This window comes from uncultured Imperialibacter sp. (assembly GCF_963974565.1).
In the GTDB taxonomy this organism is placed as follows: domain Bacteria; phylum Bacteroidota; class Bacteroidia; order Cytophagales; family Cyclobacteriaceae; genus Imperialibacter; species Imperialibacter roseus.
Window position 1 is genome coordinate 114,406 of record NZ_CAXBCJ010000011.1, and the last position, 22,288, is coordinate 136,693.

A 22,288-nucleotide genomic window follows, 5' to 3' on the forward strand; every position below is an offset into this window, starting at 1 on the left:
ATGAAGAAAAAAATAAGAATCGGCGGTGGGGCAGGTTTTTCTGGCGACAGGTTGGAACCGGCAGTTGTGCTTGCCGAAAAAGGCGACCTCGATTACCTTGTATTGGAATGCCTGGCCGAGAGAACAATAGCCCTGGCTCAGAAGCGAAAGCAAGCCGATCCGTCCAAAGGATATGACCCACTACTCGAGCGGAGGATAAGGTCGCTACTGCCACATTTGGTGAAAAACAAAGTAAGGCTGATCACAAATATGGGTGCAGCCAATCCCCTGGCTGCAGTTGACAAAGTGCTGGAAATAGCCAAAGAGCTGCACTTGTCAGTAAAGGTAGCCGCCGTAACTGGCGACGACGTTTTTGGGCAAATAGATCCCGCTCAGCAGGCAATGGAAACGGGGCGCCCACTTAAGGAAGCAGGGCAGCTCCTTTCTGCCAATGCTTACATCGGCATAGACGCCATTCTTCCTGCCTTGGAATCGGGTGCCGATATTATCATTACTGGTAGAGTGGCGGATCCGTCGCTGTTTCTGGCACCTATGGTATATGCATTTGGCTGGGAAACGGACGATTACGACTTTCTGGGAAAAGGCACCGTGATTGGTCACCTGATGGAATGCGCCGGACAAATTACCGGGGGCTATTTTATGGATCCGGGTAAAAAAGATGTACCGAATCCCGCCCAGCTGGGCTTCCCAATCGCAGAGGTGTCGACCGACGGATCGGCGGTCATCAGTAAAGTGAACGGCACTGGTGGCGTGATCAACCTAATGACAAGTAAAGAGCAGCTACTTTACGAGGTAGTAAATCCTCATGAGTACTACACGCCTGATGTGATTGCAGACTTTACCAGTGTGAGGCTAAAGGAAATTGGCAAGGACATGGTGCATGTTTCTGGTGGCGGTGGCAAGGCGAAACCCGCTACTTTTAAGGTGAGTGTAGGATACCAGGCATTTTGCCTTGGAGAGGGAGAAATTTCGTACGCAGGCACTAATGCGCTTCAAAAGGCTAAGCTGGCAGGACAAATTATCGAAGAGCGGCTGAAAGACAGAATGGATGATTTGAGGGTAGACCTTGTCGGGGTAAATGCTATTTTTAGAGGAGCTTTTGATCAACAAATTGAGCCGGCTGAAGTGAGGTTGAGAGTAGCTGGCAGAGCACAGAAAATGGAAGTGGCTTCGCTGGTGGGTGAGGAGGTTGAAGCCTTGTACACCAATGGCCCGGCAGGGGGTGGGGGTGCCAGAAAATACGTCAATGAGATTGTGGGCATTGTGTCGGTTTTATTGGGCAGAGGCTTGGTTGTTCCACAAGTAACCGTCAAAGAGATATGAAATTATACGACATAGCGCACAGCCGGGCAGGCGACAAAGGAAACACTTCCACGCTTTCCCTGATACCCTACGATGAAACGGACTACCCGATGCTTTGCGAGAAAGTAACGGTGGAAGCTGTGAGCAGGCATATGAAGGACATTGTATTGGGCGAAATCAGGCGATACGAAATGCCCAATGTTTGCGCCCTGTTGTTTGTGTGTGAAAAGGCGTTACTCAGTGGCGTTACCACCTCTCTCGCCCTCGACACGCATGGGAAAAGCTTGAGCAGTGCTTTGCTGGAAATGGAAATATAATTTCAAATTTCCCGTTCTTCACAAATTAAATCAAACACTTTGCCCTTAATAATCAGCTGGTTATCTTTAGTAGGTACCTACCTACTTACCCATGAACCAGCTCAAAACATTGCTTCCCGGCAGGCAGTCCATTTACGGGACAATAGCCGTTCTCATTTTCATTTCCGGAATCTATAGTGCCTGTCAGTCGAGGAAAGAGACTGCACAGGTGGACGCAGACGATATCGGCGGCATTGTTACAGGCCCCGGCGGCCCGGAGGCCGGCGTCTGGGTGATTGCAGAAACTTTTGATCTGCCCACCCGGTTTGCCAAAATTGTCGTCACCGATGACCAGGGACGATATTTGCTGCCTGACCTGCCCGACGCTACCTATTCCATTTGGGTGAGGGGCTACGGGCTCATCGATTCACCAAAAAAGGAAGCGGAGCCAGGTTCCTCAGTTGATTTAGAGGCTGTTTCAGCTCCTGACGCCAAAGCTGCAGCAGCCTACTATCCTGGTGGCTATTGGTTTTCCCTCCTTCATATACCCGACAAGACCAATTTCCCGGGAACTGGTGCCAAAGGAAACGGTATTTCAGAAAGCATGCTGACACAAGCCCAGTTTCTGTCCCGGATAAAGTCGGGCACCTGTCTGGCGTGTCATCAGCTTGGTAGCAAAGGAACCAGAGAGATTCGTCCAACACTGGGCACTTTTTCTTCTTCAAAGGAAGCTTGGGAGCGCCGCATCAGGTCGGGGCAGGCGGGGCCGAGCATGGTCTCAGGTATTCACCAAATTGGGGCTGATGGCACATTAAGCATGTTTGCTGACTGGACAGATCGCATTGCGGCTGGAGAGGTGCCTGAAGCACCTACACGTCCGCAGGGTATTGAGAGAAACGTGGTGATCAGCCAATGGGATTGGGCGGATCCGAAAGCCTACATGCATGACCTGGTGTCGACCGATCGCCGTGACCCAACTGTCAACCCCAACGGAAAGCTTTATGGTGCCACCGAGTTGAGTACCGACTATTTGCCTGTGCTCGATCCCATGACCAGCACAACGGGGCAGGTGCCGCTTACGGTAAGAGACCCGGAAACAAAGTCTGTTTCCGGCGAAGTGCTGGAGCCGTCAGTTTACTGGGGTGATGAAGCCATTTGGGACAGCAAAACCAACGTGCACAATCCCATGATGGACGAAATAGGGAAAGTATGGATTACGGCCAACGTCGGCCTGCCGGAGAACCCTGATTTCTGCAAGAAAGGGTCTGATCATCCGTCAGCCAAATTATTCCCGGTGGATCAGTCTTACCGCCACCTGGGGTTATATGATCCGGATACTAAAAAATACAGTACCATACGGACTTGCTTCAGCACCCACCATTTGATGTTTGCCGAAGATGCCAACAATACGCTCTGGACCAGTGGAGGCGGGCAGGTGATAGGGTGGCTGAATACAAAGAAATATCGTGAGACAGGAGATGAACAAGCCTCTCAGGGTTGGACAGCCCTAATTCTGGATACCAATGGCAACGGCAAACGGGATGACTATGTAGAACCGGATCAACCCGTTGACCCTAAAAAAGACAAACGCATCACCAAAGGGCTTTATGCCGTATCGTCGGCTCCTGATGGGTCAGTGTGGGGCTCATCGCTGGGTTACCCTGGCGGCGTGGTTAGGCTTGATCCTGGTACTAACCCGCCTGAAACAGCGCTGGTGGAGTACTACGAGCTTCCTTTGAAGGAATCGGGCGAACCGATAGAGGGGTTTTCTCCGAGGGGAATGGACGTGGACAGAAATGGTGTGGCCTGGGTAGCTTTGGCCAGCGGTCATATGGCCAGCTTTGACCGCCGCAAATGTAAGGCGCCGCTCAATGGCCCTGAAGCCACAGGCCAGCACTGTGGGGAGGGTTGGACGTTTTATACCGAACCGCTACCTCAATTCTCAAACATAGATGCATCGGGGAGTGCTGAAGCCAGTTATTATACCTGGGTAGACCAATTCAACACACTTGGGCTGGGAGAAAATGTACCTATCAATACGGGTAATGAATCGGAGGCTTTGTTGGTGCTGAAAGATGGTGAGTTTGTGCGCCTGAGAGTGCCTTATCCACTGGGCTTTTTTACCAAATGGATGGATGGCAGAATCGACGACCCTGCAGCTGGGTGGAAAGGAAGAGGAGTGTGGGCTACCATCAGCACCCGGACCCCTTTTCACATGGAAGGTGGGAAGGGTACCACAAGCAAGGTGTTTAAGTTTCAAATGAGGCCTGATCCCTTGGCAAAGTGATGAGTCTTGTTTCAAACGAAGGCGAACCACGAGAGAGGTAGAACAAAAAGAAAGCCTTCAGACCTAGTCTGAAGGCTTCCGAGATAAATTTGCGACTTTATTTTTATCTTAATTCATATCCTTCTGTCGGACGAGTAGTAATCTTTTTTTTCTAAATTCTATGTCTTGTTGTCGCTTTACCTCTGATCTTTGACTCAGAAAATAAAGAAATAAATCTTACAACTTAACTTTCTTTTTTTCTGATTCCATTTGATTTTCATAATCAGTGGAATCATAATTGTTTGTTTTTATTTCCGTGAAATTACGATGATTTTTTATTAGTGTAAATGATTTTGACAAAAATAATAGAGTCCAAATATTTTGCTGGTTTTTGCAATTCAAAATTTTCATAAAATTGAGTTAATATGATTTCGCATAATTCAATTGAGCCGATTGATAGCAGCAGTAGTGACTTCTTTAGGTATTTAGTAATGCATAATTGCCTTAACGCAGATCTGGCAAGAGCTATGCCCCATGGTTTTTATGAAACAATGCCTGGTCTATGCAACTTCGCAAGTCAGGTTTTGTCTTCGAGAAATCAGCTATCAATTTACAGGAGATTAATTGAAGATAAAATCAAGCCTCATATCGAACTTTTGGCTGTTGATGGAACGGGTCTTGTCCACTGTTCGACTTTTGGCCCGATTGGTCAACCAGGATTTGAAAAGTTGAGCAGCGACCAGACTTGGAAATTTTTTGGTAATCCATCGTCAGAAGTAGCTCCTAGGTTGTATAACTATTTTTGGGATCATCTGGAAAAGTTCCAAAACGAAGTAACTCGTTGGAAATCTAGTCATTACTCGTATGACTGGATTGATAATAACTTACCTCCAGTAGATTTAGTGATAATGAAAAAATACCTACCTCTTCCTAAATGGGAAGTTGGACATGTCAATTTAAAGTATTATTTCCTCACTAGATCGATTGATGATCTAAGAGAATTTGGCCCAATTATATACCAAAGCGAAGCCCGAAGCTTTGCGTTGCCAATTGTTGAGCTATGTCATCTCACAGTAGATTTGACCGGTGGGGAAATTGAAATTAAGGCTCAACCAATCGAAGAGGGGATATTAATTCATATTATCAAAGTGTGGAGAGTAAGGAAATACGATTGTGTGAATTTTTACCGCGGAATCATAGACTACGAAACCTTCACTTTTACGGATATTCAACTTGTTCAAGAAACCAAAGAGCATAACTGGTAGTAGATTGGGGGTTTAGAAAATATCCACACAAGTAATACTTCAGGCTAATACATTAAATAAGCGACAAGAATTGGTATCTTTTGTTTCAAAAGCACTTTAATATCAAAAACATACCTACGATGAACACTAAAAGAAGAGATTTTATCCAAAAAATGGGCTTGGGCACAGCCGGAATTGGTCTTGCTGCGGCTATTCCCCTTACATCTTGTGATGCCAATGCGAATAAGGCAACGGCGGAGGAGCCGAAAGACGACGAACAATTTTTATTTATCGGCGACGATATTGCGATAGCAAATACCACATCAGGAAAAGTAAGAGGCTATATACTGAATGGCGTCTATACCTACCTGGGTGTGCCTTACGGAGCAGATACGACTGGCAAAAACCGTTTTATGCCACCGCAGAAGCCTGAGCCGTGGACTGATGTGAAGCCAACCATCTGGTGGGGAAATACTGCTCCCCAGATCATGGACAACCGCTACGCCAATGTGCATTACTCGTTCGCAGATCATTGGAACTACGATGACGTAAGCGAGGATTGTTTGCGCCTCAATGTTTGGACACCGGCCACTGACGGCAAAAAGCGCCCTGTGATGGTGTGGCTGCATGGTGGAGGCTTTACCAACGGTAATGCCATTGAACAGGACGGCTATCACGGCGAAAACTTTAGTAAAAAAGGAGATGCCGTTTTTGTTTCGATCAACCACCGATTGGGGCCAATTGGCTTTACTGACTTTTCAGGAGTAGGAGGAGAGAAATATGCCTCATCCGGCAACGTGGGCATGCTTGACATCATTGCTTCGCTGGAATGGGTGCGTGACAATATTGCTAATTTTGGAGGAGACCCAGGCAATGTCACCATCATGGGACAGTCGGGTGGCGGTGCTAAAGTTACCGGGGTAATGGCCATGCCGGCAGCCCAACAGCTGGTGCACAAAGGTGTGGCACTTAGCGGATCTATGCTCAAAGGCGTCGACCAGAGCTACTCTCAGAAGTTGGGTGAATATGTGATGAAAGAAGCAGGGCTTACACCAGCTACCCTCGATAACATACAGGACATTCCCTGGAGGGAGTACCTCGATATAGCTTACAGAGCCATTGACAAAGCGAGAAAAGACAACTTGAACTCAGGGGGTGGCAGAGGAGGCTTCGGGCCAGTGGCCGATGGCGTTCATTTGCCTGCGGAGGAGTTTTTTAGTGATCCGAACGGTGCGGCTTCCAACATGCCTTTAATGGTGTGTACCACCTTCCATGAATGGTCGGCGACACGTACCAGCCCGGAGCTCGAGGCAATCGACTTTGCCGGTGTCGTTGAAAAGCTAAAGCCACGATTTGGCGACGATGCCGAAAAGGTAGTAAACGCTTACAAAGCGAATTTTCCTGATGCAAAACCTGCCGAAATATGGGCCCTCGCTGCGTCTAACCGTCAGGGTGCCATCAACACTTCTAATGCCAAGTCTGGGCAGAAAGCCCCTGTATATCTTGCCTGGTTTGGTTGGGAGCCGAAAATGTACGATGGCCGCATGAGAGCCTTCCATTGCATCGACATCTGTTTCTGGTATGCCAATACCGACAGGATGTACACGCACACAGGTGGGGGCAGCCGTCCTAGAAAGCTGTCAGAGAAGATGTCGGCGTCGTTGTTGTCGTTTATGCGGACGGGCGATCCTAACGCAGGCGCCTTACCTACATGGGCCGCTTATACGAAAGAAAACGGCGAGACCATGGTGCTCAACGACACCTGTGAATTGAAAAATGATCCGGACAGAGCAGCCAGAGAGGCACTGCCTGCCTGAAAAACAGTCGAAATAAAGAGGCCGTTTTGTGCTGCATCAGAGAGCGACCTCTTTATTTATCAAGTAGGGGCTACCTATTTTTTCAACGCCCTCGATATTTCTCCTATCCAAAGCACTGGCGAGGTGGCAGCAATAATTATTCCCCAGTCTTTCAGAGATATCGGAACTGTTCTGAAAACTTCTCCACCAAACTCGACTATCATAAACTGACCCACCACGATCAAAATGCCGACGATGATAAAGCCAACCCCCTTATTCAGTTCATGGAAGGCAGACTTGCCAGTTGCGTAAGCCTTAGCGTTGAACAGGTTCCAGAATTGCAGCATCACAAATACTGTAAAAAAAACAGACAAGTGGTAGGCGGTGATTTCGCCGTCGGTCTTTGTGAAATAGAAAAGCATTCCTACCAATAGAATGACAAATGTAAAGCCCACGAACAATATGTTTTTGCTCATCACTGGCGTAATGATAAAGTCATCCGGATGCCGGGGCTTGCTTTTCATTACGTTATGGTCAGGCGGAAGAGAAGCCAGGGCCGCCGCCGCAAAGGTGTCCATGATCAGATTCACCCAGAGCATTTGGGTGACGGTTAGCGGCAGCTCAAAGCCCATAAGCGAGCCCAGGAAGACGATGGATAAGGCAGCCACATTGATAGTGAGCTGAAACAGGATGAAGCGCTGAATGTTCTGGTAAAGCGACCGGCCCCACATAACCGCTGTGGCAATGCTGTTGAACGAATCGTCCAGTAAGGTAATGTCGCTGGCTTCCTTGGCTACGGACGTGCCGGAACCCATGGAAAGCCCTACGTGGGCATAGTTCAGTGCCGGGGCATCGTTGGTACCGTCGCCGGTAACAGCCACCACCGACCCAGTTTGTTGCAGCAACTGCACCAGCCTTTGCTTGTCAGAGGGCCTTGCCCTACACATGATCTTCAGCCCCTGCACCCTTTTTAGTGCCTCTTCGTCACTAAGCGCAGCAAATTCCACTCCCGTGATTATCTGTAAATCACTGTCCTCATCCTTCCAAACGCCAATCTGCTTGCCAATTTCTTTGGCGGTGCCGGGTGTGTCTCCCGTAACAATTTTTACATCAATACCGGCATCGTGGCAATCCTTCACAGCACTGGGCACTTCCTCCCTCACCGGATCAGAGATGGCTACAATCCCAAGAAATGTTAAGTCGAAGTCGGCCAGGTCTTTGATACTACCTGGTGTTTCATCTTCTATTATTTTGTAAGCAAAGCCGAGTGTTCGCATTGCCTTTCCCTGATACTCAATGAGCTTGTTGTCGATCTCTTCCTTCACCTCTTTAATCAATCTTGGTTTTACATCGGAGGTGACATTCTTACACTTCGACATTACAATTTCCGGAGCCCCTTTCACATACAGCACCTTTTTCCCAAGCGTTGGCGACTCAACCAGCGTAGCCATGTACTTGCGTTCTGTAGAAAACGTCAGTTGTTCGATGACTTCAACCTTTTCTCTTAGTTCAAGGTAATCGATATCATTTTTGTGCAACCAGAAAAGCAGCGCTGCCTCTGTGGGGTTACCTAGTGACTTGCTCTTATCAGGGTTAGAGTGGTCAAGATGGGCGGTTGTGTTGGCAGAAATACTTTCTTTAATCAGATTGGCCGCATGACTATTTTCCTTTGGTTGCTGGTCTTTTAAACCGAAGAAATCAGTTTGGTAAATGGTCATCTGATTTTGCGTGAGCGTACCTGTTTTATCAGTGCAAATGACTGTAGTGGCCCCCATAGTTTCGGTGGCGTGCATTTTCCGCACGAGGTTGTTGGTTTTCAACATACGCCGCATGCTCATGGCAAGGCTTAGCGTAACGCTCATAGGAAGGCCTTCAGGTACTGCCACCACAATAAGCGTAACCGCCACCATGAAATGCTGTAGAATGATTTTCGCCAGGTCTATCGAGGCCCAGGACTCGGCACTGGTTATATCTAATCCGGCTGCGAAGCCGACACCGAGCAAAACTGCAAAAGTCACCACGCCATACGCTAGCCATCGGAACCAGCTTCCGTTGTCAACACTGTCAGGCACTTCTTTGTCATAGCCCATTAGCTGAATGCCATCGTACACAATAGGTATCCAAACTTTCGCCAATACCACCATTATTGCAATAATAACGATTCCTGCGGATCCCAGCTGCACCAATGGAACCTCAGTGGCTCCAAAAAACATGTCTTTGGCGAAAAGAACAGAAAAAGTAAGCACCGCCAGAATAAACCCAACCACACCAATGAGCTTGGCCAGCCGATCCAGCTGTTTGTTCAAAGGAGTATCCTCCTTCGTCATTTCGGTGGCTTTCTTGGCTACCTGGCCAAATTCTGTGGCGTCTCCTACTTTTTTAACCTCCACAGTGGCGTGCCCGTCAATTACTTTTGTACCCCTCATCACCCAATTGGATGGATAAGTGGAGTCGGAGTGAAAGTGAGCTGGATTGGTTGTTTTATCGATGAGTGGCTCGCCGGTAAGCGTCGACTCATCTATTTGCAGCGAAACGGCCTCAAGCAACTCTCCATCGGCGGGGACTTCCTCTCCGGTTTCGAGCACGATGATATCGCCAACGACAACATCTGTCTTGGGTACCTCACCTATTTTACCATTTCTAATGACTTTGATCAGCTCCTGATCGTTGACCTTGTTGAGAATGTCAAACTTTTTGTTGGCGTCCATTTCGAACCAAAAAGCGACTCCGGTAGCCAAGAATATTGCGCAGAAAATGCCTATTGTTTCAGCATAATCGTTATGAACAACAGATATAATCAGGGATAAGAAGGCGGCAATGAGCAGTATTCTGATGATGGGATCCTCAAACTTCTCCAAAAAAAGCTTCCACAGCGGATCCCTTTCAGGCGGAGTCAGTAAGTTATTGCCGTACTTTTTCCTACTTTCCTGAACTTGTTCGTCTGTCAGGCCGACGAAATGCTTCTTGTTCTCCATAGTATAACATTACAAATGTCAGTGCTTCCGGTTCTTGCAACAAACTATGGTATAATGTTCAAAGGGTAGTCTACACTCAGCAAATTTGGGCATATTTTTTCAAATCGCCATTATTGGAATTTACGAGAGTTCTTTGTAAAAGAATATTTTCCAACGGAAAAATACACCTTGGCGAAATCATAACTAAGTAAAAGATCAGAAGCTGAAATTGTCTGGATCGGCGCCAACACGCTGATGCTTATCCAGATGGTCAATTGCAGCCATGTCCTCCGGCGTTATTGTGTAGTCAAAAATATTTGCGTTCTCTTTGATCCTCAATTGGTTAATGCTTTTAGGGATGGTAATGACACCCTTTTGAAGGTTCCATCTCAAAACTAACTGAGCAACTGTTTTTCCGTATTTGCTGGCTAATTGCTGTAGGGCTTCAATTTTAAAGACGCCACCTTGCATCAGTGGGCTCCAGGCCTCCACTTGAATTTTTTTCTGGGCGCAGAAATCCAGGAGGCTTTGCTGAACCAGGCGTGGGTGAAATTCTATTTGGTTCACAGCGGGCAACGATGACGAGCTGTTCATCAAATCTTCAAGGTGATGTTGCAGAAAATTGCTAACACCAATCGAGCGTATGTAGCCCTCGTTCAGTAGTCTTTCGAGAGCCTTCCAGGTTTCCTTATATTTTCCTTTGACTGGCCAGTGGATCAGGAAAAGGTCAACATAGTCGAGTCCAAGTCGCTTTATAGAATGGTCAAACGCCCTCAGAGTTGGCTCATAACCCTGCTCATTGTTCCATACCTTCGTAGTTACAAATATGTCTTTTCTGGGGGCGCCTGATGCTCTTACAGCATCGCCAACTCCACGCTCATTTCCATAGAGCGCAGCAGTGTCTATGAGTCGATAGCCATTTTCTATAGCGTGATGTATAGCATCAATCACCTGTTTCCCATCTTTGGTTTTGAAAACACCCAACCCAAAGTAGGGCATTTGAATGCCGTTGTTCAGCTTTACAGTGCCTTTTATATCTGTGATTGTCATCTACGTCTGTTGAAGTTTCATTTTGGCTGGCGATAGCCAAATTGTATCAAAAGTTACCAAAGAAAGGGTTATTATGCTAGTGAAGTGGATCGAACTGCTTTGCTATGCGTCTTTCAGACCTTAAAAACCCACAGACAAACTGCCTGTGGGTTTTGATTAACAAATGAAATATATGGACTTGAATGTAAGAGGATATTGCACTATCAATCGTCCTGTACAAGTATCGGCAATTCTCCTTGATGCGACTATCAATTTGAAGCGGACTGTTACGATGTTGTAGTAAGCTGTATAATCAATTGACTGAAATACTTCCTTTGAAAATGAAGAGTTGCGTATATTGGATGCTCAATTAAACGCTCAAATAAATGAAATTCGGTTCCGTTCCTGACCCAGGTAATATTGACTTTACAATTCCCTCTGATCATCCTGATACTGCTAAAATGCTCTGCAAAGGAAACGGAAGTTTTGAAGCCTTTGTAGGTTGTGCGAAGTGGAACAAAACTGATTTGAAAAACTTCTATCCAAAGGGTACAAAAGACGAGCTGAGCTATTACAGCACACAGTTTAATAGTATAGAGCTTAATGCCACTTTTTATAACTCTCCAAAAAAGGATCAGGTGCTGAAATGGAAGGAGAAAACGCCAGAGGGCTTTAAGTTCTTCCCTAAGCTTACGAACTCTATCAGCCATTTTAAGCGACTTATAGACACAAAGCAGGTAGTGGATGAGTATTGCGACGCCATTAGTGGGCTGGAAGAAAAGCTCGGAATTGTGTTTTTGCAAATGCACGACAACTTCAAACCAAAGGACTTTGACAGAGTTATCAAATTCATCGATGAATTTCCCAAGGTGATTCCACTGGCTATCGAGGTGCGCAACGAAGACTGGTTTACCGACCCCGCCTCGTCTGAAAAGTTCTACCAGCTGCTGGAAGACAAAGGAGTGACCAATGTGCTGGTGGACACCGCCGGCAGAAGGGACATGATGCACATGCGAATGACTACCCCGCATGCGTTTGTTCGCTATGTGGGCGCCAATCACCCTACAGATTACCCACGCCTCGATGACTGGTTGGTGCGGATAAAGGCGTGGAAGGAGCAGGGGTTGGAGAAACTATACTTCTTTATTCACCAAAACATTGAATTGGAGTCGCCCTTGCTGTCGGCTTATTTTATCAAAAAGATGAATGAGCAGTTAGGAACAGACTTAACAGTGCCAAAAACTTTGAACGACTAATTGTAGATCATATCATCGACCACGCCATTAGCTTCTCCGATTTTTTTCAAGTAGCGAAGGGACTGTTGAGCGACAGCATCGTAACTGTTTCTTTAGAGTCTCTTAAAGGCTTACCTTTGCAGGCCTGCCTGGCGTAAAATGGAGTTGAAAGTGCCTTTAGGCAAATCCTTTTTTGGATGTGGAACAACCACTCGTTTTCCCTCTCTGTTCTTGTAGATATGGTGGCTACCTTTTACTCTATCGAGCGTAAAGCCGACTTCAAGCAGCTTTTTTATAATGCCATTTGAGCTGTAATCAGGCATGCTCTATCTGGAGCGTGTATTCAAGAAAATTATCTGATGGGATTGGTGTGCCATCAGCCTCCAACGACTCAACATAAAGCTCTATCGCCTCTCTGGCATTTTTTTTTGCTTCATCGAGGGTTTCACCATAAGTTATACAGCCTTCAAGGCTTGGGACAAGTACTGTAAACCCACCTTCTGGTTCCTCTCTCAATAAAATTCGATAATTAAGCACCTTCATTGTATTTCTCTTTACCTCCTAAATATAGCATCAATAAATTAAAAAAGAGATTAAGTCAAGTGTCTTAAACAAGCACTTTCTCCATCACCACAAACTCAATGCCCCCCTTCATATAGGTAGCATCTGTTTTCAGAAATCCGAACCTTTCATAATATCCGGCTTTCTCCGTTCTGGCATTACACCAAACGGATGATACATGCAGGCCTTCGGTTTCCTTCAAAAGGTAGTTGAGCAGAAAAGTGCCGTAGCCCTTACCCTGGTGTTCAACTTCGGTAGCGAACTTCCTGAACTGCGCTTTGCCATCTTTGAGAAAGAGCGAAACAACGGATACCAGATCATCGTCCACAAAGAGCCCATAATGGATGCCTTCGTGGTCTTCATCGACCTTGACAAAGTCAAACGGCTGGTTAGGCCACATTACCCTGTGCCGAACTGGCCAGGTATCTTCGGCTTTGATCTTTCTTATTTCCAACTCAGCAATTGTCTTTGTGGGTATTCAGACAGACATTGGCATAGCCATCATAGATATGGTAAGACGGCCCGGGCTTTCCATAAAGAGTGACGATCTTGTCCAACCGAACCTTATCGCCATTGGACGTGAGGAGGAATTCGCCTTCAGGCGTTTCGACGATATCCAAAATTTTGCCTTCAGCACTTTCCATGTCCGGTTCAGTAGTGAAGTAGTAAATCACGCCATCTTTTTCCTGCGTTTTTACTTCGTCCATCACCTCTCTGAAATCCCAGGGAACAGGCAAATAGCTGTCTTTAATCAGTGCCATAGTGGTTCATTTGATAATAAGAAAGCAGTCTTTGAAGACTAAAAGTTCGTTTGCCAATGATTTTAAGGTCGCAAAGACATCATTTGACGCCCCTGCGACCTTTTTCAATTATTTCTTAGCCTGCCATTCGGCAATCGACTTATCGTTTAGTCTTGGGTAGTCAGCATTGCCAGCGGCTTTCGATTTCTCAGTGCTCACTTGCGCCGATGCAATAGCCTCTTTGTATTTGCCCAGGCCAGCGAGGATAAGCGCCTTGGTTCTGTGCTGCCAGAAAAACCCGTCGTTTACAGCGATGGCCTTATTCACCCACTCCAAAGCCTTATTAAGGTCTCTGCCAGTGTTGAGGTAGTAACTAGCAGCCTGGTAATAAGAGTTCGCAAGGCTCGCTTCGGGATTTTTAGCGAAGCTTTCAATTTGTGCCATTACCTGCTCGTCAGTTTTAAACGCCATTGGGATAGAGATCAACGTTTTTTCCCAGAGAATTTGAAGGTCGGCTGAAGTCTCGGTGATCTTCTCAAACTGGATGCTCAATGTTTCAACGTGAATAGGATAGGCTGCAGGCGTTATTTTGAGACTCAACACCTTCTGGTCGTTTTGTGAGAAAGTAACCGTCCACTCTGTTTTGCCGGGCACCGATGAAATGACATAGCTACCCGCTGCTAATTCCTGTCCTTTGATCACCACTGGCTTGTCGAAAGTGAGCGTAGTCGGCGAGTTGGCACCCGTTCTCCACTCAACGCCATAAGGCAGCAAGTCACCAAAGATCGTTCTGCCTCTGGCACTAGGTCTTGAATACTCCAGAGACAGATTTGTCAGACCAATTTGTTGGGTAATAGTGCACGACGGACTAGCTGCCGGTGCGCTGATTTGCGCATAGGATGAATATCCTGCAAAAATCAAGGCCACTGCAAGTGCGAAAATGTTTCTCATATTTTGATGAAGGTTTGTTTGAACGTTGTTTTGTATAACTCAGCCGAAGTTATGGATTAATATTTAGCAGGTAAACAACAAGGATCGAAATGGCAGAGAAACCGCTATCAAAAGATTTTTATGTGGTAAATGATGTGGTGTCTGTAGCGAAGAATTTGCTGGGGAAGGTCTTGTGCACTTTTTTTGACGGACAATTGACTGCCGGGGTGATCGTTGAAACGGAAGCGTATAGTGGTGAGGGCGATATGGCGTGCCATGCATGCCGGTTTGGAAAGACGAGCCGCACCGAAGTGATGTTCGAGGAAGGTGGTGTGGTCTATGTTTACCTGTGCTATGGCATCCACCACATGGTTAATGTGGTAACTAATGTAGAGGGTAATGCCGACGCAGTGCTGATCAGGGCACTGGAGCCGCTGGAAGGTGGGCACACCATGATGGAGCGACGAAGAAAGAGCTCCCTCAAAAGGATATCGGCTGGACCCGGAACGGTGGGCGAGGCCCTTGGCATAAAAGTAGCCAACACAGGGGAGTCGCTTTCAGGGCCTTCCATCTGGCTGGAAGAAAGAGGAATCGCCGTGGCTGAGAAAGAAATAGTGGCCACGACCAGAATAGGAGTGGATTACGCAGGTGAAGACGCACTGAAGCCGTGGCGGTTTTATATAAAGGACAACCCATTTGTAAGCAGAAGGTAGCTTATGTCAATCATAATAATCGCACCAAACAGGGATTTAAGTCAGTGGATCACGGCATTCAATAAGGCCGACGAAAACCTTGACGTTAGCATCTGGCCCGAGACGGGTCATCAATTGGAAATAACCTGTGCAGTAGTGTGGGGCCATCCTGCCGGGTCGCTGACAGCTTTTCCTAACCTCAAACTTATTTGCTCCATGGGAGCAGGGGTCGACCATGTGCTCAAAGACCCGGAGCTGCCTGACGGCGTGCCCATAGTTCGCATCGTTGATGATGGCCTAAGCTTCTCGATGAGCAACTATGTCGTTTCGGCTGTGATGTATCATCATCGGCGGTTTGACAAATACCTCGCCGACAAGAGTGCACATGTTTGGGATCCGTCGTCACCATCTGAAGTAGCTGTAAAGATCGGTATCATGGGGTTTGGCGTACTTGGGCAAGAAGCCGGCAAAAAGCTAGAAGCTCTCGGATTCGAAGTAGTTGGATATTCGAATAGTCGTAAAAATGTGAAAGGAATTAAATGTTTTGCAGGCAACAAGGAGCTGGATGCCTTTCTCAGGGAAATAAACGTGTTGGTGTGCTTGCTGCCAGCTACTCCGGACACCAAAGGTATGTTGAACAGTAAGCTATTTACGAAAATGAACAAGGGCACTTTTCTGATCAATGCCGCTCGTGGGCAACATCAGGTAACCAACGACATCATAGATGCCATTGACAACGGAACACTCTCCGGGGCCTTTCTCGACGTGTTTGAAAATGAACCACTTCAAAAGAATCACCCAGTTTGGGATCATCCTAAGGTGTTTATCACCCCACATATTGCCAGCATCACCAACCCTGATGCTGCAGCTCCTCAGATTGTGGCCAATTATAAAGCCATGTTAGCAGGGCTGCCATTGAAGAATAAAATTGATAGGGACCGAGGATACTAGTTTTGATGCCAGGGACTAAAACGTGCTTCAAAGGTATCTCCATCCGACCGTTCACCCAATTTTCGCCGTACCGATTGCGTTATCCGGGCATGATTGTTCGTTATTCTATTAACTTTGCCGAAAATCCTGTTTAATGAAGTATTTAGCCCTTTTTCTAACACCTGCTCTTCTGTTTTGTTCAGTGTTACTCAACGCCCAAAACCTGACTATTTACGATGGTCAGGAGACTGTGGGAAATAGTATTAACTCTCCTTCGTTTGAAGAAAATCCCATTCTGCATCCTTCTGGCACTATGATGTTCTTTACCAGGGTGCAGCATGCTGCCAATGTGGGAGGCAAGGGAGACAAAGGCGATATTTGGATGAGTGAGCAGTCGGCTTCCGGAGACTGGCTTCCGGCGCAAAATTTAGGCACACCATTGAACAGCGATGGACTCAATGCTATCATAGGTTTTGCCGATGCTGGCAACCTGATGTATCTTTCCACTGACTACAAAGACAAGGACGGGATACTCAGAAAAGCAGTAGCTACCAGCCGCAGAAACGGCGATAACTGGACAGCACCGGAAAGGTTGAACGTCAAATACTTCAATAACAAGAGCAGTCATCAAAGTGGCTGGGTGACAGCGGACGGAACAGTCTTGCTGCTTTCGATAGAAGCCCCTGGTGGTTATGGCACGGAAGACCTTTATGTATGCTTTAGAGAATCAGATGGCAGCTACTCTTCGCCCCGGAACCTTGGCTTTATGATCAATACGGCCTTTCAGGAAAATACACCGTTCTTAGCCGAAGACTATAAAACACTGATTTTTGCTTCCAATGGGATTGCGGGGCAGGGGGGGAGAGACCTGTTCTATTCAGAAAGGCTTGACGATTCCTGGAGAAACTGGTCGGAGCCCGTAAGCCTCGGGAACAAAGTCAATACTGTCGGTACCGAGCTATCGTTTTCGTTCCAGCCTGGTGCCGATTTCGCTTACCTCACCAGCACGCAGAACTCCGAGGGCTATAGCGATATCAAAAGGGTGAAAATTAAGTCGGACATAGTAGCCCAAAGGCTGGATACTATTCCACAAACCCCACTCATTGGCGCCGTTGTTAAACCGTCTATCGACCCTGAAGTGGTGCCGACAGCAACAGCTCCAACAGTGGCCACGACTCAGGTTTCCGGAATTGTGAGAGATGCCAAAACACTTGGGGCGTTGTCTGCAAACATATCAGTGTCTGGTCAAACCTCGGATTACAGTACCAATCACCAGTCAGGCAATGACGGAACCTTTAGTTTTGCTCTTGAAGATGGTCATTCCTATGCCCTTACTGTTTCAGCCAAGGGATATCTGGACGAGCAGTTGGTCGTTGAAACTTTTGATGGAGACGAAATTAACGAGACGGTGTTGCTACAGCCGTTGTCAGTTGGCAATACGGTAACGCTTTCACATGTGCTTTTCGAGCAAAGCACCGCCAATATGATCAAGGGCTCTGAAGCAGACCTTGAAAGGGTAAGGAAAATGATGGAAGACAACCCGGAAGTAGAGATACTCATTTCAGGTCACACGGACAACCAGGGGCCTATCAAACCCAATATCGAATTGTCGGAAAGCAGGGTGCAGACTGTTATCGACTATTTGGTCAGCAAAGGAATCGACAAGAGCCGGTTGACCGGCAAAGGCTTTGGGCCAACCAAACCGATCGCATCCAATGCGTCGGAGGAAACTCGAAAGCTCAACAGGAGAGTTGAGTTCACCGTGTTGAAGGGTAACTAATTTTCCAGGGCTTCCTTTATTATCTGTTCACTTAATTTCCAGAGGTCTTCGGCGTTTTTATCGCTTGTGGCCTGGGTGGAGGGGGTAGTTAAGTGCCTCGATTTGAAATAGCCACCACTGTTTTTTTCGATCCCTTCTTTTGTCGCCAGGTAAACCGAAGTGGCGGCTCCTTTGGCTGCTGTGATCATAAACAGCTGGGCAAACTTGACAACGCCGCTCACAAAACCTTTCATATTGTGGCCAAAATTGGTTTTCACAACGCCAGGGTGAACCGAGAAAGCCGTGAGGCCACGGTCACGGTATTGTTCATGGAGTGATTTGGTGAACAACAGATTACATAGTTTTGCGTCACCATATCCCTTGAAGCCAGAAGTCAGGCCTTTATTTTCCTTTATTCGCTCAATATTCAAGTAGCCGATTTTGTGGGCTTCTGAACTCACATTGATGACTCTTGCCTTGGAAGCTACAAGCTCGTTAATCAAAAGGTTGGTAAGGTAAAAATGTCCGAGGTGGTTGATGGCAAAGTTCATTTCAATACCATCTTTGCTGCGGTCGTCCACATCGATAATACCACCTGCGTTGTTGATAAGCGCATCAATCCTGCGGGAGATTTCTTTGATTTTGCCAGCAGCTTCCTGAATCGAACGGAGATCGGCCAGATCTGCCACAATATGGTGCACATTCTCGTGCCCAGCGGCAGCTTTGATAAGGCTGTCGGCTTTTCTGGCTTTATCTTTATTCCGGGCAAGGTGAATAACCCTGTATCCCTTTTGAGCCAATTGTTTGGCAGTTTCAAAGCCAATTCCGGCAGTGGCACCCGTAACAACTACAGTTTTCATGGTCAGGTTAGTATAGTTTCATTAAGATAGGAGAATAACTGTAGCATGTAAAATTGCCACTTGATTATATCTTTTTTCGCCATTCCTTCACAGTCGAATATCGTCCACGCTCCAGATCAGTCCTTGTAACCTACCCATCCCGGGCCTCTTACTACTCTTCCGGGAAAGCTTCCCGTATGCTCGCTGTTGCTAAGGACCTGCACGCCATTTACCCAAACGTCGGTCACGCCTGTGGAAAGCTGATGAGGGTTTTCAAACGTAGCGTGATCCTGAATTGTCGCTGGGTCAAAGATCACCACATCGGCGTAGTAGCCAGGCAGAAGCCGCCCCCTTTTTCTTATCCCCATGTTTTCAGCTGGCATCGAAGATAGTCTTCTAATGGCCTCTGCCAGAGAAATGACTTTCTCGTCTCTCACATACTTGCCCAACAGCCTGGCAAAATTGCCATAGGTGCGTGGATGGGTGCTCGACTCCAGCACTTTGCCCTCCGGCATCACCGACTCAGCATCAGACCCAAAACTCATGTAGGGCAGTTGTATCTGGCGCTTGACGTTTTCTTCTGACATCATGAAGTAGGCCGTACCCACCCGGGTCTCATCGGCTATCACCAAATCAATAGCGGTTTCTTCCGGAGATTTCCCATGGATAACAGCGGCTTCTGCCAGTGTTTTTCCTGTGTAAATTGGTTTCAGCGAATCGTTCTTGAAGCCAAGCAGCACAACCCGTTCTGGCGAACCGGCGGACAGCAGCAGGTTTTCCCATTCATTGGTGGCAGTTCGCATTTCTTCGATCACTTTCTTTCTAACATCGGGATCCTGCAAGCGCTCTCTCCATTTTTCCGGGCCACCTTCCTGCACCCAGGGTGGCATGGAAGCATCGAGCCCGGTGGCGCCAGCGGTGTAGGTATACATGTCGGTGGTGAGTTTAATTCCCTCTGCTCTCGCTCCTTCGATCATAGTAAGCAACGTGTCTATTTTCCACCAGTTGTCGGTGCCTGCTCCTTTCAGATGATAGATTTCTGCCGGGATTCCAGATTCCTTAGCAATCCTGATCGTTTCGTCTACCGCTTCCAGTAGCTGATTGCCTTCGCTGCGCATGTGGGTGATGTACCGGCCACCATAGGGAGCAGCCACCTTGCACAGTTCTATTAACTCCTCAGTGCTGGCGTAAAAGGCAGGGGCATATATCAGAGATGAACCAATGCCCAAAGCGCCTTCTTCCATCCCCTGTTTTACCAGTAACCGCATGCTGTCTAGTTCTTCTTCAGTTGGCGGGCGATTATCATAGTCAACAGTGTGAATGCGTAGGGTAGTAGCGCCGATGAAGGAGGCTACGTTGGGTGTGACGCCTTTGGTTTCCAGGTACTCCAGGTATTCTCCGAGTGTGGTCCATTCTGGGGTGATATCAGTTTCTTCTTCTGCATTCTTGACCCAGTCGGCCTTCATTTTATCACTCAGCGGGCCCATCGATACCCCCTCGCCAAACACTTCCAGCGTAACTCCCTGTCTGATGTCGCTCATAGACCGAGGATCGGTAATGATGCTTTCTGTAGCCCAGCTTAGCATGTTGATGAAGCCAGGGCTCACTGCCTTGCCTTTGGCATCAATTTCTGTCGCTCCTGATTTTTCCTTCAGGTTACCTATGGTCGCAATCGTATCGCCTTTAATACCCAGGTCGGCACTAATAGGAGCACTGCCCGAGCCATCGTAGATGAGTCCGTTGCGGATAATTACGTCGTAATCAGGCGTGGAGCAAGAAATGATTGCCCCGAGCAGGGGCAAAAGATAAGTTAATTTTTTCATCTAAGGTTGGTTTGATTGGCATCGACGCCCAACCCTCAACTTGATATAATCAAAGGGGTCAGCCGTACTATAGCACTACTAATCCATGTAAGTTAGAAAAATCGGATTCTACTTGCGAACCATTGGTACCAAATTCCCATTCGATCCCGAACACGCCCAGTCCTTTGCTTCTCAATTTTTTGATGAGCAAATCATTTTCAGACGATTTCTTTAAAATAAGGGTAGTTGAGCCGATGATATATCTGGCCTCTTTGTCTTCATCAGCCGGATTCTGCCGAGGCTCCTGATTCAGCAGAGTGGTCAGGTTGCGCATCATTTCCTTAAAATCAAGTGCCAGGAGAGTAATTGATTTAATGCCGGTAATGCCATTTTTGTGCGCCGTTGCTTCGTCGGAAGGAGATGAGGGAGCGGAATAGGGGCCCCGAATAAATGGAAGCTCAGTCAGGAGGGTTGAAGCCATTTGCCAGTTAATCTTTTTCCCATCCGGCTTCTTTCTCGCCGCTGCCATTGGTTTGGTGACGAAAAGGCCCCCATCGTTTATCCTCGTCAGATCTGCTTTTATATCAGCTGACAAAACGCAGAAATCTGTCACTCCTTCAGGCAGCGAAAGAGCCCTGTCGTAAAACCTGTGAAAAAGCCCCCATTTCTTCGAGTACTTGAGAGACCTGAAAGCCCGGGTTTTAGAATAAAGCTTCAAAAGAAATGGTTTGACACCTTTTCTGATCGACAATAGCTCCAGAAAGCTTCCGTCTTTAAACATTACCAATGCGTTTTCAGAGAACCCGCCCTTATGAACGCCTCCTTTTGTCACTACGAACCCGCTTGCAGTGAATGTTTGCGTGGCTTTTTCTAAGTCATCGACTTTAATCACAAGGTGATCGAATGGTAAGCTCATAGATGTAGGAAAGTTTTGAGTTTTCGAGAAAAAACTATGCACGTATTCCATATAGTCTGAACTAACAGGCTATGGCGTAATGCTTAAAGTACTTATGAACTTACGGTTGGTTGCAGATATGCTTGCGAAATATAGTAAATTATTCCTTTAGGGTGGGCTTGGGATAGTTCACCTAAATGCATACATTTCGGAAAAGTATACCTGCTTCATTGCGTCGGATCACCGCCATATCGCTTCTTTTTCTGTTCCTTTTGAACATCATCGGTTTTTACGGTGTGTTCATGGGTTTGAAATATAACCTTGAACAACAGGTGGTTAGTGACCTGGATTCAGACAATTTCAATGAAGAAGAGTTAGTTGAGTTCAAGGTAGCGGTGTCTCTTGCCTACATGCCTGACCAGGCCAACTATGAAAGAGTTGACGGGCTTATCGAGGTAGAAGGAAAGTTCTATCGATTGGTCAAACAAAAATATGCAGCGGATACACTGTACATCGTTTGCCTTCCTGATTACAACCAACAAAAGCTACATGAAGCCATTGAGGACTATGTGAGTACCTTCACAGCGCCGGATGCTTCCACGGCTAAACAGGTTGATTTTTCAAAATCGCTTTCTAAAGATTACATGATTTCGAATGTGGCAATGGAAAGGGCTTCCTACGGTGGTTTTTATTCCGTAGAGAATGCCGACTACGTTGTCTCCGATTACATTTTTTTCCTTTCGATTCAAAGCCCTCCACCCAGAGGTATTTTAGTCTAAGACAGAATCAGACCGATTCTGAGTGGTCTTCTCGTTATTTCTTCATCGCTGACACATCAGACTTTTGCTGCGAAACTTTAGCTGGTTTCCTACAAACGAGGTTGTTTATAGTTGTTTGGTGCTTCAGTAAGTCGCTGGCAGGTTTTTTGGCAAAGCTTTGTGCTGTCGAAGACGGTGAGAAATGATAAGTAGGGCTTTTCAGAATTGGTCTACCCAATACTTTTTCTTTTACTAAAATC

20 protein-coding genes are annotated in these 22,288 nt (G+C 46.9%); 10 read left to right on the plus strand and 10 right to left on the minus strand.

Annotation, left to right across the window (positions count from 1 at the left end; all coding sequences use genetic code 11):
• From AAC052_RS16630 to AAC052_RS16650, 5 genes are all read left to right on the plus strand, one after another.
• Positions 1-1,323 carry an acyclic terpene utilization AtuA family protein gene (locus tag AAC052_RS16630; protein ID WP_339814688.1) on the plus strand — a complete coding sequence of 441 codons (1,323 nt, stop codon included), beginning with the start codon at positions 1-3 and terminating at the stop codon, positions 1,321-1,323.
• A complete protein-coding gene (locus AAC052_RS16635) occupies positions 1,320-1,619 on the plus strand; it encodes a hypothetical protein (protein WP_339814689.1) in 300 nt (99 codons plus the stop codon). The genes AAC052_RS16630 and AAC052_RS16635 overlap by 4 nt, the downstream gene beginning before the upstream one ends.
• A gap of 91 nt (positions 1,620-1,710) precedes the next feature.
• Positions 1,711-3,885 carry a hypothetical protein gene (locus tag AAC052_RS16640; RefSeq protein ID WP_339814690.1) on the plus strand — a complete coding sequence of 725 codons (2,175 nt, stop codon included), beginning with the start codon at positions 1,711-1,713 and terminating at the stop codon, positions 3,883-3,885.
• Positions 3,886-4,289: 404 nt separating this feature from the next.
• Entirely contained in the window at positions 4,290-5,129 is an 840-nt protein-coding gene (locus AAC052_RS16645; RefSeq protein ID WP_339814691.1) for a hypothetical protein, read from the plus strand.
• Positions 5,130-5,248: 119 nt separating this feature from the next.
• The gene (locus tag AAC052_RS16650) at positions 5,249-6,925 is read left to right on the plus strand and encodes a carboxylesterase family protein (RefSeq protein WP_339814692.1); all 1,677 of its coding nucleotides are present in this window, start codon (positions 5,249-5,251) and stop codon (positions 6,923-6,925) included.
• 74 nt (positions 6,926-6,999) lie between these two features.
• Here the strand turns inward: AAC052_RS16650 and AAC052_RS16655 are convergent, their stop codons facing one another.
• Together AAC052_RS16655 and AAC052_RS16660 are read right to left on the minus strand one after the other, a co-directional pair.
• Positions 7,000-9,879, minus strand: coding sequence for a calcium-translocating P-type ATPase, PMCA-type (locus AAC052_RS16655; RefSeq protein ID WP_339814693.1), 2,880 nt, complete (start codon positions 9,877-9,879; stop codon positions 7,000-7,002).
• Positions 9,880-10,074: 195 nt separating this feature from the next.
• The gene (locus tag AAC052_RS16660; protein WP_339814694.1) at positions 10,075-10,908 is read right to left on the minus strand and encodes an aldo/keto reductase; all 834 of its coding nucleotides are present in this window, start codon (positions 10,906-10,908) and stop codon (positions 10,075-10,077) included.
• A 365-nt stretch (positions 10,909-11,273) separates the two neighbouring features.
• Between AAC052_RS16660 and AAC052_RS16665 the strand changes: the two genes are divergently transcribed.
• Positions 11,274-12,143, plus strand: a complete 870-nt coding sequence (locus tag AAC052_RS16665; RefSeq protein ID WP_339814695.1) for a DUF72 domain-containing protein — start codon at positions 11,274-11,276, stop codon at positions 12,141-12,143.
• Between the two features lie 110 nt (positions 12,144-12,253).
• Here AAC052_RS16665 and AAC052_RS16670 read toward each other — a convergent pair whose 3' ends face one another.
• The 5 genes from AAC052_RS16670 to AAC052_RS16690 all read right to left on the minus strand — a co-directional run bounded on the left by AAC052_RS16670 (position 12,254) and on the right by AAC052_RS16690 (position 14,374).
• The gene (locus AAC052_RS16670) at positions 12,254-12,445 is read right to left on the minus strand and encodes a type II toxin-antitoxin system HicA family toxin (RefSeq protein WP_317492071.1); all 192 of its coding nucleotides are present in this window, start codon (positions 12,443-12,445) and stop codon (positions 12,254-12,256) included.
• The gene (locus AAC052_RS16675; RefSeq protein WP_339814696.1) at positions 12,438-12,665 is read right to left on the minus strand and encodes a type II toxin-antitoxin system HicB family antitoxin; all 228 of its coding nucleotides are present in this window, start codon (positions 12,663-12,665) and stop codon (positions 12,438-12,440) included. The genes AAC052_RS16670 and AAC052_RS16675 overlap by 8 nt, the downstream gene beginning before the upstream one ends.
• Before the next feature lie 64 nt (positions 12,666-12,729).
• Positions 12,730-13,137, minus strand: a complete 408-nt coding sequence (locus AAC052_RS16680; RefSeq protein ID WP_339814697.1) for a GNAT family N-acetyltransferase — start codon at positions 13,135-13,137, stop codon at positions 12,730-12,732.
• A gap of 1 nt (position 13,138) precedes the next feature.
• Positions 13,139-13,444, minus strand: a complete 306-nt coding sequence (locus AAC052_RS16685) for a hypothetical protein (RefSeq protein WP_317492068.1) — start codon at positions 13,442-13,444, stop codon at positions 13,139-13,141.
• Positions 13,445-13,552: 108 nt separating this feature from the next.
• Complete coding sequence (locus AAC052_RS16690) at positions 13,553-14,374, minus strand: DUF2911 domain-containing protein (RefSeq protein WP_339814698.1); 822 nt, start codon at positions 14,372-14,374, stop codon at positions 13,553-13,555.
• 89 nt (positions 14,375-14,463) lie between these two features.
• Between AAC052_RS16690 and AAC052_RS16695 the strand changes: the two genes are divergently transcribed.
• The 3 genes from AAC052_RS16695 to AAC052_RS16705 all read left to right on the plus strand — a co-directional run bounded on the left by AAC052_RS16695 (position 14,464) and on the right by AAC052_RS16705 (position 17,755).
• A complete protein-coding gene (locus tag AAC052_RS16695; RefSeq protein ID WP_339814699.1) occupies positions 14,464-15,066 on the plus strand; it encodes a DNA-3-methyladenine glycosylase in 603 nt (200 codons plus the stop codon).
• Positions 15,067-15,069: 3 nt separating this feature from the next.
• Positions 15,070-15,996 carry a glyoxylate/hydroxypyruvate reductase A gene (locus AAC052_RS16700; protein ID WP_339814700.1) on the plus strand — a complete coding sequence of 309 codons (927 nt, stop codon included), beginning with the start codon at positions 15,070-15,072 and terminating at the stop codon, positions 15,994-15,996.
• Between the two features lie 133 nt (positions 15,997-16,129).
• Positions 16,130-17,755 (plus strand): OmpA family protein, encoded by a 1,626-nt coding sequence (locus AAC052_RS16705; protein ID WP_339814701.1) that lies wholly within the window; start codon positions 16,130-16,132, stop codon positions 17,753-17,755.
• Here AAC052_RS16705 and AAC052_RS16710 read toward each other — a convergent pair.
• The 3 genes from AAC052_RS16710 to AAC052_RS16720 form a co-directional block, all read right to left on the minus strand.
• Positions 17,752-18,594: an SDR family oxidoreductase gene (locus AAC052_RS16710; protein ID WP_339814702.1), complete on the minus strand. Its 843-nt coding sequence runs from the start codon at positions 18,592-18,594 to the stop codon at positions 17,752-17,754. The two genes, AAC052_RS16705 and AAC052_RS16710, sit on opposite strands and share 4 nt — an antisense overlap.
• Before the next feature lie 116 nt (positions 18,595-18,710).
• Positions 18,711-20,396 (minus strand): D-aminoacylase, encoded by a 1,686-nt coding sequence (locus AAC052_RS16715; RefSeq protein WP_339814703.1) that lies wholly within the window; start codon positions 20,394-20,396, stop codon positions 18,711-18,713.
• Between the two features lie 67 nt (positions 20,397-20,463).
• The gene (locus AAC052_RS16720) at positions 20,464-21,291 is read right to left on the minus strand and encodes a VOC family protein (protein WP_317492061.1); all 828 of its coding nucleotides are present in this window, start codon (positions 21,289-21,291) and stop codon (positions 20,464-20,466) included.
• A 209-nt stretch (positions 21,292-21,500) separates the two neighbouring features.
• On the opposite strand from AAC052_RS16720, the gene AAC052_RS16725 reads away from it, so the two are divergent.
• Positions 21,501-22,049 carry a hypothetical protein gene (locus tag AAC052_RS16725; RefSeq protein WP_339814704.1) on the plus strand — a complete coding sequence of 183 codons (549 nt, stop codon included), beginning with the start codon at positions 21,501-21,503 and terminating at the stop codon, positions 22,047-22,049.
• Positions 22,050-22,288 lie beyond the last annotated feature (239 nt).

What these genes read in the sequence shown, in the direction of transcription:
- AAC052_RS16630 (WP_339814688.1), top strand. Translation starts at nt 1, where the DNA reads ATGAAGAAAAAAATAAGAATCGGCGGTGGGGCAGGTTTTTCTGGCGAC.
- AAC052_RS16635 (WP_339814689.1), top strand. Translation starts at nt 1,320, where the DNA reads ATGAAATTATACGACATAGCGCACAGCCGGGCAGGCGACAAAGGAAAC.
- AAC052_RS16640 (WP_339814690.1), top strand. Translation starts at nt 1,711, where the DNA reads ATGAACCAGCTCAAAACATTGCTTCCCGGCAGGCAGTCCATTTACGGG.
- AAC052_RS16645 (WP_339814691.1), top strand. Translation starts at nt 4,290, where the DNA reads ATGATTTCGCATAATTCAATTGAGCCGATTGATAGCAGCAGTAGTGAC.
- AAC052_RS16650 (WP_339814692.1), top strand. Translation starts at nt 5,249, where the DNA reads ATGAACACTAAAAGAAGAGATTTTATCCAAAAAATGGGCTTGGGCACA.
- AAC052_RS16655 (WP_339814693.1), bottom strand. Translation starts at nt 9,879, where the DNA reads ATGGAGAACAAGAAGCATTTCGTCGGCCTGACAGACGAACAAGTTCAG.
- AAC052_RS16660 (WP_339814694.1), bottom strand. Translation starts at nt 10,908, where the DNA reads ATGACAATCACAGATATAAAAGGCACTGTAAAGCTGAACAACGGCATT.
- AAC052_RS16665 (WP_339814695.1), top strand. Translation starts at nt 11,274, where the DNA reads ATGAAATTCGGTTCCGTTCCTGACCCAGGTAATATTGACTTTACAATT.
- AAC052_RS16670 (WP_317492071.1), bottom strand. Translation starts at nt 12,445, where the DNA reads ATGCCTGATTACAGCTCAAATGGCATTATAAAAAAGCTGCTTGAAGTC.
- AAC052_RS16675 (WP_339814696.1), bottom strand. Translation starts at nt 12,665, where the DNA reads ATGAAGGTGCTTAATTATCGAATTTTATTGAGAGAGGAACCAGAAGGT.
- AAC052_RS16685 (WP_317492068.1), bottom strand. Translation starts at nt 13,444, where the DNA reads ATGGCACTGATTAAAGACAGCTATTTGCCTGTTCCCTGGGATTTCAGA.
- AAC052_RS16690 (WP_339814698.1), bottom strand. Translation starts at nt 14,374, where the DNA reads ATGAGAAACATTTTCGCACTTGCAGTGGCCTTGATTTTTGCAGGATAT.
- AAC052_RS16695 (WP_339814699.1), top strand. Translation starts at nt 14,464, where the DNA reads ATGGCAGAGAAACCGCTATCAAAAGATTTTTATGTGGTAAATGATGTG.
- AAC052_RS16700 (WP_339814700.1), top strand. Translation starts at nt 15,070, where the DNA reads ATGTCAATCATAATAATCGCACCAAACAGGGATTTAAGTCAGTGGATC.
- AAC052_RS16705 (WP_339814701.1), top strand. Translation starts at nt 16,130, where the DNA reads ATGAAGTATTTAGCCCTTTTTCTAACACCTGCTCTTCTGTTTTGTTCA.
- AAC052_RS16710 (WP_339814702.1), bottom strand. Translation starts at nt 18,594, where the DNA reads ATGAAAACTGTAGTTGTTACGGGTGCCACTGCCGGAATTGGCTTTGAA.
- AAC052_RS16715 (WP_339814703.1), bottom strand. Translation starts at nt 20,396, where the DNA reads ATGAAAAAATTAACTTATCTTTTGCCCCTGCTCGGGGCAATCATTTCT.
- AAC052_RS16720 (WP_317492061.1), bottom strand. Translation starts at nt 21,291, where the DNA reads ATGAGCTTACCATTCGATCACCTTGTGATTAAAGTCGATGACTTAGAA.